Origin of the sequence: Ensifer sp. SSB1 (assembly GCF_016652895.1) — a bacterium.
In the GTDB taxonomy this organism is placed as follows: domain Bacteria; phylum Pseudomonadota; class Alphaproteobacteria; order Rhizobiales; family Rhizobiaceae; genus Ensifer.
The window spans coordinates 1-10,695 of sequence record NZ_JAEPRP010000220.1 but is presented as its reverse complement, the minus strand read 5'-3'; the positions used below and the strand labels follow the sequence as shown (position 1 = coordinate 10,695).

Sequence of the window (10,695 nt, the reverse complement as noted above, 5' to 3'; positions counted from 1 at the left end):
TTTTCGCAGGTGCAGCAAAACCGACGGCGGCAACAAACAAAATACGGGCGGACGAGCGCTCGCCCGCCCGCAGACCACCGCAGCAGTCTTGGGAGATTGTTTTTCCCCGGCTTATGGCCGGCCGTAGCCGCCGCCCGTCGGCGTCACCACCGTGAAGGCTTCGCCGGCTTCGAGAACCGTATGGGCGCAACCGGACAGTTCCTCCGTCCGGCCGTCGTTGCGGCGCACGAGATTACGGCCGAGTTCGCCCGGGCTGCCGCCCTTGATGCCGAAGGGCGCCACGCGGCGGTGACCGGAGAGGATGGCGAAATCCAGCGTCTCGCGGGCGCGGATCGTGCGCTTGGTACCGTTGCCGGCATTCCACTGGCCACGGCCACCCGAACCGACCCGAATATGGAAGTCTTCGAGCACCACCGGGAAGCGGGTTTCGAGGATTTCCGGATCGGTGAGGCGCGAATTGGTCATGTGGGTGTGGACCGCATCGGCGCCGTTATAGCCGGGGCCGGCGGGCGCGCCGGAGCAGATCGTCTCGTAATACTGATAGTTGTCGTTGCCGAAGGTCAGATTGTTCATCGTCCCTTGCGCTCCGGCCTGGCTCTGGACCGCGCCGAACAGGCAGTTGGTCACGGCCTGGCTGACCTCGACGTTGCCGGCGACGACTGCCGCCGGATAGCGCGGCGTCAGCATCGTGCCCTCGGGGATGACGATGTGGATCGGACGCAGGCAACCGGCATTCATCGGAATGTCCGCCTCGACGAGCACGCGGAAGACGTAGAGCACTGCCGCGCGGGTGACCGGCGCCGGGGCGTTGAAGTTGTCGCCCCGCTGCTCGGAAGTACCGGTGAAATCCACCGTCGCCTCACGCTTGTCGCGGTCGACGGTGATCTTGACGACGATGCTGCAGCCCTGGTCCATCTCGTAGGAGAATTCGCCGTCGGGCAACTGGTCGAGCACGCGGCGCACGCTTTCGGCGGCATTGTCCTGGACATGGCCCATATAGGCCTCGACCACGTCCTCGCCGAACTGGGCGATCATTTTCTTGAGCTCGGCAACGCCCTTTTCGTTGGCCGCAACTTGAGCCTTCAGGTCGTTGACGTTCTGCAGGATGTTGCGCACCGGATAGCGCGCACCGTTCAAGAGCGCTTCGAGCTCTGCCTCGCAGAAGCGGCCGGCATCGATGAGCTTGAAGTTGTCGATATAGACGCCTTCCTCCTCGATGTTGGTGGCGAGCGGCGACATCGAGCCCGGCGAAATCCCGCCGATATCCGCATGATGGCCGCGGCTGGCGACCCAGAAACGGATCTCCTTGCCGGCATCGTCGAAAACGGGCGTGCAGACGGTAAGGTCAGGCAGGTGCGTGCCGCCGTTATAGGGCGCGTTGATCAGGAACACGTCGCCCGGATGGATGACCGGGTTCTCGCGGATCGCGGTCGCGACCGAGGCATCCATGGAGCCGAGATGCACCGGCATGTGCGGCGCATTGGCGACGAGATTGCCGCGGTTGTCGAAGACGGCGCAGGAGAAATCCAGCCGTTCCTTGATATTGACGGAATAGGCGGTGTTCTGCAGCGTCACGCCCATCTGCTCGGCGATCGACATGAACAGGTTGTTGAAGATCTCCAGCATGACCGGGTCGGCATGGGTGCCGATCGCGCTCTGCTGCTGCAGCGCCTTCACGCGGCGAAGCACGATATGGTCCTTCGCCGTCAGCTCCGCCTGCCAGCCGTCCTCGACGACGATGGTCTGGTTCGGTTCGATGATGATCGCAGGGCCGTCGAGCCGCTGGCCGGGCGCGATTTCGGCGCGCAGCAACACCGGCGCATCGTGGAACTGGCCCTGTGAATAGAAACGCGTGCGCCGTGCGACATCCGGCGCGCCCTCCGTGACCGCACCACCTTCGCGCTCCATCTGGGAAGCGCCACCGCCAACCGTTTCGACTTCGACGGCGTCAATGACCAGCGCCTTGTTGTCGGCGACGAAGCCGAAGCGACGCTTGTGCAAGGTCTCGAACTCCGCGCGAAGGCGGGCGATATCGTCATGCGCGGGGAAGGTCGCGTCGACCGCAAGCACCGTGTCGGTGCCGGCATAACGGATATGGGCGCGCAGATGCGTGCGGATCTCGTCGCGGGCGATCCCTTGTGCTTCGAGTTCGCCGAGGCAATCGACTTCCAGCTCGGCGCCTAGCGTGCTGAGTGCCGCCGGTGCGTGGTCGTCGAGCGCGACGCCCAGTGCCTTCTGGCGCGTCGAGCGGATATCGGCGAGCCCCATGCCATAGGCCGAAAGCAGGCCGGACATCGGGTGCACGAGTATGCTCTTCATGCCGAGCTGGTCGGCAACGAGGCAGGCGTGCTGGCCGCCGGCGCCGCCGAAGCAGCTCAGCGCATACCGGGTCACGTCGTAGCCGCGCTGCACGGAAATCTTCTTGATCGCCTCGACCATGTTGGCAACGGCGATGCGGATGAAGCCGTCGGCCACATCCTCGGGGCTGCGGCCATCGCCGATCTCAGAGGCCATCGCGGCAAAGCGGCCGCGCACGGTCTCGACATCGAGGCGTTCGTCCTGGTTCGGGCCGAAGAGCGCCGGGAAAAAATCCGGCAGCAGCTTGCCGAGCATGACGTTTGCATCGGTGACCGCGAGCGGGCCACCATTGCGGTAGCAGGCGGGGCCGGGGTTGGCGCCGGCCGAGTCCGGGCCGACGCGGAAGCGCTCGCCGTCGAAATGCAAGATCGACCCGCCGCCGGCGGCAACGGTATGGATCAGCATCATCGGCGCGCGCACGCGCACGCCGGCAACCTCGGTCTCGAACGCCCGCTCATATTCGCCGTCGAAATGGGCGACATCCGTCGAGGTGCCGCCCATGTCGAAGCCGATGACGTGATCGAAGCCTGCAGCTTCGCCGGTCTTTGCAAGGCCAACGACACCGCCGGCCGGACCGGAGAGGATCGCATCCTTGCCCTGGAACATCTCCGCCGCCGTCAGGCCACCCGAAGACATCATGAACATGACGCGTGCACCGGTGCGGGCGATATCGAGTTCGCTCGAAACCTGGGCGACGTAGCGGCGCAGAACAGGGGAGAGATAGGCATCGATGACCGTTGTGTCGCCGCGGCCGACATATTTGATCAGCGGCGAGACTTCGTGGCTGACCGAGACCTGCTCGAAGCCGAGTTCGCGGGCGATCCGAGCGACGACCGCCTCGTGCTCCGGATGTTTGTAGGCATGCATGAAGACGATGGCGACGGCCTTGTAGCCCTTGCCCTTGAGGTCTTCGAGCGCAGCGCGCGCCTTTGCTTCGTCGAGCGGCTGCTCGATCGTGCCGTCGGCCAGCACGCGCTCATCGAGCTCGACGATGTCCTGGTAGAGCGCTTCCGGCTTGATGATCTCGGTCGCGAAGATCTTCTTGCGTTCCTGGTAGCCGATCTTCAGAGCGTCGCGGAAACCCTTGGTGGTCACCAGCGCTAAGGGCTCGCCCTTGCGCTCGAGCAGCGCATTGGTGGCGACCGTCGTGCCCATGCGCACTTCGCCGATCAGACCGGTCGGGATCGGCGCGCCGGTCGGCAGGCCGAGATGCAGGCGAATGCCCTGGACGGCGGCGTCGCGGTAGGCTTCCGGATTTTCGGACAGCACCTTGCGCGCATGCAAAGCACCTTGTGGGTCCCGACCGATGACATCGGTGAAGGTGCCGCCACGGTCGATCCAGAAGTCCCAACTGCCGGTTTCGCGTGCGCTCATTGTCCATCCCTCTCGTTCGCGAGCCGCATCATTGTGCAAGCCCGGAAATTCATCAAAGCAGTTCGTTGACAAAATGTCGATAAAATGATGACATAAAATCGTCAAGATGAGGAAGAGCTGAATGACGAAGAAGGCTGAGGAGAGCTTTGAAGGTCGGGAATGGGCTGGAAACGCCCTGCCCGAACATCTGAAGCCGGTCGCGGCCATCGGTCCGATCGTTTCCTCCGCGCACCTTGCCGAAGGCGGCTCCCCAGGTCTCTCCGAAGTGGAATACGGGCTGATCCTCGCATCGCACGCCTTTCATCGCTGGATGATGCGCTGCATGGCCGCTGCCGGCGTCCCCGGGCTTTCCCCCATCGAAATTCTGATCCTGCACACGATCCGCCATCGCGATCGCGGCAAGAAGCTCGCCGACATCTGCCTCGTGCTCGATATCGAAGACACCCATGTCGCGACCTATGCCATCCGCAAGCTCGAAGCCGCCGGCTTGGTGACGACGGGCAAGGAAGGCAAGGAAAAGACCATCCTCATCACCGACAAGGGCTCGGACGCCTGCACGCGCTACGCTCAGATTCGCGAGCGCCTGCTGGTCTCCTCCACTGCCAAGGCACGTCCTTCCGAAGAGACGCTTTCCGAGATCGCCGCCGTCCTGCGTTTCATGTCGGGCGCCTATGAACAGTCCGCGCGCGCCGCGACCACATTGTAACAAGGAAGACCGCGTGACCGCCGATACGCCTGCGCCGCTGCTCGCCGTTGAGAAACTTTCCGTCGCCTTCAACGGCAATCCTGTCGTCGAAGACCTGAGCTTCACGGTCACGCCGGGACGTACGCTCGCGATCGTCGGCGAATCCGGCTCCGGCAAATCGGTGACCTCACTTTCGATCATGCGGCTTGCCGACATGATGGGCGGCCAGTTCCCGACCGGCCGCATCCTGTTTCGCGGCAAGGACGGCGAAATCGACCTGACGAGTGCCCCGCAGAAGACCATGCGCGCCATCCGCGGCAAGGAGATCGCCATGATCTTCCAGGAGCCGATGACCTCGCTGAACCCCGTCTTCACCATCGGCGACCAGGTTGCCGAAGTGCTGATGCTGCACGAAAAGATGACGAAGGCCGAAGCCCTTGTCGAGACGCGCCGCCTGCTCGACATGGTGCGGCTCCCTGATAGCGCCGAACTGATCGGCCGCTATCCGCACCAGCTTTCCGGCGGCATGCGGCAGCGCGTCATGATCGCCATGGCGCTCGCCTGCCGGCCGAAACTGCTGATCGCCGACGAGCCGACCACCGCGCTCGACGTGACCATCCAGGCGCAGATCCTGACGATCATCCGCGACCTGCAGAAAGAACTCGGCATGGCGGTGATCTTCATCACCCATGACATGGGCGTCGTCGCCGAGATGGCCGACGACGTCGTGGTCATGTGGAAGGGCCGCAAAGTCGAGGAAGGCCCGGTCGGAGAGATCTTCGAGGCGCCCAAGCACCCCTATACCCAGACGCTGCTTTCGGCCGTGCCGAAACTCGGCAGCATGACCGGCGAGGAATTCCCGAAGCGCCTGCCGCTGACCATGATGGTCGACGGCGAGCCGAAGCGCGTCGGCGATACCCATATCCAGCGCACCGCCCGCTACGACGCAGCGCCGATCCTGTCGGTCCGCGACCTCGTCACCCGCTTCGACGTGCGCAAGAACCTCTTCGGCAAGGCGACGCACCGCGTGCACGCGATCGAAAACGTCAGCTTCGACATCTTCCCGGGCGAAACGCTGGCGCTCGTCGGCGAGAGCGGCTCGGGCAAATCGACGATCGGTCGCACGATCCAGCAGCTCCAGGCACCGACATCGGGCGAGATCCTCTTCGGCGGCCGGCCCGTCTCGGCAATGAGCTACGCCGAACGGCAGAAGCTGAAGCAGGAAATCCAGTACATCTTTCAGGATCCCTTTGCCTCGCTCGACCCGCGCAAGACCGTGGGCTTCTCCATCGCCGAGCCGATCCGCACCCATGGCCTGATCCTTGGCGAAAAGGAAATCGAGAAGCGCGTACACGAACTCCTGGAGCGCGTCGGCCTGACGGCCGCGCACGCCAAGCGCTATCCGCACGAGTTCTCCGGCGGCCAACGCCAGCGCGTCTGCATTGCCCGCGCGCTCGCCTCGCGCCCCAAGCTGATCATCGCTGACGAAGCGTTGTCCGCGCTCGACGTCTCCATCCAGGCGCAGATCATCAATCTGTTCATGGAGCTGCAGGAGCAGGAAGGCCTCGCCTATCTCTTCATCAGCCATGACATGGCGGTGGTCGAGCGCATGAGCCACCGTGTCGCCGTGCTCTATCTCGGCCAGGTCATGGAATTCGGCAGCCGCGCCCAGGTGTTCGAGACGCCGGGTCATCCCTATACCCGCCGGCTGCTTTCCGCCGTCCCGGTCGCCGAGCCCGGCAAGGGCCGCGAGCGTGCCATGCTGGAAGGCGAGATCCCGAGCCCGATCCGCCGTGTCGGCAACGAACCTGCGGTGCTGCCGCGCAAAGAGATCGCCCCTGGCCATTTCGTGGCCAAGGACGCGTAAGCCGCTTTCTTTTCTTTTGAAGAAGGCTGTCGAAACAGGAGTGAGTAAATGATCAACAAAAAGGGGATCCACGCCGCCTTCATCGCCCTCGCGATGGCCGGCAGTATCATGACCGCCGCCCCGGCTTTTGCCGCCGGCACGCTGACGGTGTCGTCGCCGCAGGATCCGGGAAGCTGGGACCCGGTCGACACCTTCCTCGTCAACTGGGCATCCGTCGCCACCAATATCTACGACGGCCTGACCTATCGCGGCCCGGACCTCAAGCTCGTGCCCGGCCTTGCAACCTCGTGGGAAGAGCTCGACGGCGGCAAGCGCCTGCGCTTCACGCTGCGCGAAGGCGTCAAGTTCCACAATGGCGAGCCCTTCAACGCGGAAGCGGTAAAGTTCACTTTCGACCGCCTGCTCGGCGAAGAAGGCTCCAAGGGCCCGCAGAAGTCCAACTATGCCGTGATCGAGAAGGTCGAGATCGTCGACGAAAAGACGGTCGACCTGGTTCTCAAGACCCCGGATCCGGTGCTGCTCACCAAGCTTGCAGGCTATGGCGCGATGATCGTGCCGCCGAAGTACATCCAGGAAAAGGGCGAGGACTACTTCAACGCCCATCCGGTTGGAACAGGCCCGTTCAAGTTCGTCTCCTATGAGCCGAAGGTCGGGATCAAGCTCGAAGCCTTTGCCGAGCATTGGGGTGGCGCGCCGAAGCTTTCCAACCTCAACTACCGCTTCATCTCGGAGCCGGCGACCGCCGTTGCCGAACTGCAGGCCGGCCGTGTCGATCTCGTCATCCCGCCGACCATTCCGATCGGCATGATCCCGACGATCCAGGACGACAGCAATCTGGAGATCGTCACCAGCGCCGGCCCGACGGTCTATGCTCTGCGCTTCAACACCCGCGACGGCATCACCAAGGATCCGAAGGTCCGCAAGGCGCTGATCCTCGGCGTCGACCGCGATACCATCATCCAGTCGATCCTCGGCGGCCAGGCAGACCCGATCGCCAGCTTCCAGGGCAAGCTCTCCTTCGGCTTCGATCCGGCGATGAAGCCGCTGCCCTATGATCCGGAACAGGCCAAGGCGCTCCTGAAGGAAGCCGGCGTCGCGCCGGGTGCCTCGGTGCAGATCGACGTTCGTGGAAACGAAGCGACCTTCAACGAGGTCGTGCAGGCGATCGCGAGCTACCTGCAGCTCATCGGCATCAACGCGACGATCAAGCCCTATGAAACCAACGTTCTCTTGAACGACATCATCCCCGCCGGCAAAACCGGCGCGATGTTCCAGCAGTCCTGGGGCGGCTGGACGCTCGACTACGACAACACGGCGTACTCGATGTACCACTCCGGCGAAAAGTGGAACCCCTACGACCAGGATCCGGAGCTCGACAAGCTGCTCGAATCCCAGCGTTCGATCACCGACCAGGCCAAGCGTGAGGAGATCCTCAAGCAGATCGCCAACTACGCCGCCGACCGTGCGCTCGAAATGCCGCTCTACAACCTCAACGCCATCTTCGGCGTGAGCAAGCGCGTCAAGAACTTCGTGCCGGTACCGGACAGCCGCCTGCGGCTGACGGATGTGACGGTCGAGTAAGCAAATCGGTCCGCCGCTCCACTTTTTGGCGGCGGACCATTCTCTTTAAAGGGCGGGTCACTTGGCCGGATTTCTGATCAAACGTTTTCTGCAGGCGGTCTTCGTCGTGTTCGTCGTGACACTGACCGTCTCCTATGCCATCCGGTTTACCGGTGACCCCGCGCTGATGCTCGCGCAGGGTGCGGGCAGCGTGACCGAGGCAGACCTCGTGCGCATCCGTGAGGGGCTCGGCCTCAATCAGCCGTTCCTCGCGCAATATGCCGATTTCATCAAAGGCATGTTTACCCTCGATTTCGGCCGTTCGTTCCTCGGCGGCACCCCGGTTTCGCAGCTGATTGCCACGGCACTGCCGGCAACCATGCTGCTCGCCTTCACCTCGCTGATCGTTTCGATCCTCATTTCCGTTCCGCTCGGCATCCGTGCCGCCGTCGCACGCGGCAAATGGGCCGACCAGGCGATCCGCATCCTGTCGCTGATCGGGCTTTCCTTCCCGAACTTCTGGCTGGCGATCATGCTGGTGCTGTTGTTCTCGATCGTGCTCAAATGGCTGCCGCCGAGCGGAATGGACGGTTTCGCGAGCTTTATCATGCCCGCGCTGACCATGGGCATCATCCTGACGGCGACGAACGTGCGGCTGGTGCGCACCGCCATGCTCGAAACCCTGCAATCGCAATACATCATGGTTGCCCGCGCCAAGGGCCTCAGCGAAAGCAAGGTGCTCTACAAGCATGCGCTTCGTAACTGCGCGATCCCGCTGATCACCTATTTCGGGCTGCAGTTCGGTGGCCTGCTCGGCGGCATCGTCGTCGTCGAGCTCGTGTTCAACTGGCCGGGCATGGGCACGCTCGCCTTCGATGCGGTCGCGTCCCGCGACTATCCCGTGCTCCAGGCGGTCATCACCGTGCTTTCGCTGATGATCGTGTTCGTCAATCTTCTGGTCGATATCGCCTATGGCCTCGTCGACCCGCGCATCCGGACGGAGTGAGCCGATGACGACCAAGGCTGCAAACTCCCGTTTCGCCCGTTTCCGCAATCTCGAATTCATCCTCGGCGCGCTTCTGACGGGTGGCATCTGCCTCGCAGTGCTCCTCTCCGGCGTGCTGTTTCCCGGTGGCGTCGACAAGATCGACCTGATGGCGCGGCTAACCCCGCCCTTCGTCAACTGGGCGCATCCGCTCGGCACCGACCCGCTCGGCCGCGACGTGCTTGCCCGGGTGGTTGCCGGCGGCAAGATCTCGCTGCTGGTCGGCCTGACGTCGGTCGCCGGCGCTGTCGTCGTCGGCGTCGTCATGGGGCTCGTCTCGGGTTACTATCGCGGCTTCTGGGACATGCTCGTCATGCGCTTTGCCGACGTGCAGCTGGCGCTCCCCTTCATCCTGCTCGCGATCACCTTCATCGCCATCGTCGGCGGCGGGCTTGGCAATACCATCATCCTGCTGATCGTGTCGCAATGGGTGCAGTATGCCCGTCTCGTGCGCGGATCTGTGCTGTCGCTGCGCGAACGCGAATTCATCCAGTCCGCCCGCGCCATCGGCGTGCGCGACTACAAGATTCTGTTCCAGCACCTGCTTCCGAATCTCATCGGTCCGGTCATCGTGCTGATGACGTTGAACGTCGCCAACAACATTCTGCTCGAAAGCAGCCTCACCTTCCTCGGCCTCGGCGTCGATCCGCTGATCCCCAGCTGGGGCGGCATGCTCGCCGACGGCCGCACCTACCTGCAGAACGCCTGGTGGGTCAGCGTCTTCCCGGGCCTTGCGATCCTGCTCACCGTTCTCGGCCTCAATCTTCTCGGCGACTGGCTGCGCGACAGCCTCGACCCAACCGGTAGAACCTCACGATGACGACGATTTTCGAAGGCGCCTTCGAGCGCACGCTCGCTACCCTTCTCACCACCTACGGCAAGGAAGCCGCCCGCGGCACCAAGCTCGAAGCCTGGCTTTTCGACGATGCCGCCAGCCGCAAGGCCGCCGAACAGAAACTCGCAAGCTTCGGCGTCAAGGCGGCGATCAGGAGCGCCTACAAGCCGCTGCTGCATTTCTTCCTCGAAGAGGTCGACCGCGCAGCGCTCGCCAGCGTCGTCATCCGCTATCCCCAGAATGAAGGCGCCGCACCGAACCGCTTCCTGCTCGAAGCCTATCCGCTGGCTGCCCTTGTCGGCGATGCCGAGATTAGCTTCGAAGCCGGCAGCGCCAGGGCTTTCACCTACGATGTGGCCCTGACCTTCCGCAGCGGACGCCAGGAAAATCACGCGGTCTTCGCACCGAACCGCATCCACACCGACTTCGTCGGCGAGACGTTGCTGTCGCCGACCGGCTGGATCCGTCTGGACGAGGGTTGCGACAAGCATCGCGAATGCCACCTGGAGACCGATTACGAGCGGCTCTTTTCCGGCACGATGCGGGCGATCGCCGATCATGCCTGGGGCGACAGCGAGCCCTATTTCGAAGAGCTCAACATCCGCGTGACCCTGCCGATCACCGACTTCCGTCTGCCCGTCGGCGAAGAGGTCATCAGCCTCCGCGAGGCGCTGCACGAGGATTTCTATTTTTCGCTGCTCGAAGTCTTCCAGAAGAAATCGGGCCGCCCACTCGGCGACCGCGGTCTGAAGCCCGGCCAGATCGTGCCGGAGATCGTCTTCGGCGTCGGCAAGCCGACCGTCATCGTTGAGGCGCGGCCGCTGCAGGCGACGGATGTCGACGGCGAGGCCCAGCCGATCGAGACGGCCGAAGCGCCGCTGACGGTCGCTCAGATCCATGCCGAACTCGCCGCAATCGAAGGCCAGCCCTTCGAGGCGCAGTCGCGCGCCGGACGCGCGGTGAAGGCCCGC

6 protein-coding genes and 1 pseudogene are annotated in these 10,695 nt (G+C 63.7%); 6 read left to right on the top strand and 1 reads right to left on the bottom strand.

The features are described 5' to 3' along the window. Positions 1-111: 111 nt before the first annotated feature. Entirely contained in the window at positions 112-3,732 is a 3,621-nt protein-coding gene (locus I8N66_RS33275) for a hydantoinase B/oxoprolinase family protein (RefSeq protein ID WP_291163554.1), read from the bottom strand. 121 nt (positions 3,733-3,853) lie between these two features. On the opposite strand from I8N66_RS33275, the gene I8N66_RS33270 reads away from it, so the two are divergent. From I8N66_RS33270 to I8N66_RS33245, 6 genes and pseudogenes are all read left to right on the top strand, one after another. Continuing rightward, positions 3,854-4,438, top strand: a complete 585-nt coding sequence (locus tag I8N66_RS33270; RefSeq protein ID WP_113538391.1) for a winged helix DNA-binding protein — start codon at positions 3,854-3,856, stop codon at positions 4,436-4,438. Between the two features lie 13 nt (positions 4,439-4,451). After that, positions 4,452-6,284, top strand: a complete 1,833-nt coding sequence (locus tag I8N66_RS33265; RefSeq protein WP_291163550.1) for an ABC transporter ATP-binding protein — start codon at positions 4,452-4,454, stop codon at positions 6,282-6,284. A gap of 48 nt (positions 6,285-6,332) precedes the next feature. After that, the gene (locus I8N66_RS33260) at positions 6,333-7,865 is read left to right on the top strand and encodes an ABC transporter substrate-binding protein (RefSeq protein ID WP_291163547.1); all 1,533 of its coding nucleotides are present in this window, start codon (positions 6,333-6,335) and stop codon (positions 7,863-7,865) included. A 61-nt stretch (positions 7,866-7,926) separates the two neighbouring features. Further along, positions 7,927-8,850 carry an ABC transporter permease gene (locus tag I8N66_RS33255; RefSeq protein WP_113538388.1) on the top strand — a complete coding sequence of 308 codons (924 nt, stop codon included), beginning with the start codon at positions 7,927-7,929 and terminating at the stop codon, positions 8,848-8,850. A gap of 4 nt (positions 8,851-8,854) precedes the next feature. Beyond that, a complete protein-coding gene (locus tag I8N66_RS33250) occupies positions 8,855-9,709 on the top strand; it encodes an ABC transporter permease (protein WP_113538387.1) in 855 nt (284 codons plus the stop codon). Further along, positions 9,706-10,695, top strand: a pseudogene (locus I8N66_RS33245) (peptidase M14); the annotation flags it as partial. The gene I8N66_RS33250 and the pseudogene I8N66_RS33245, both read left to right, overlap by 4 nt.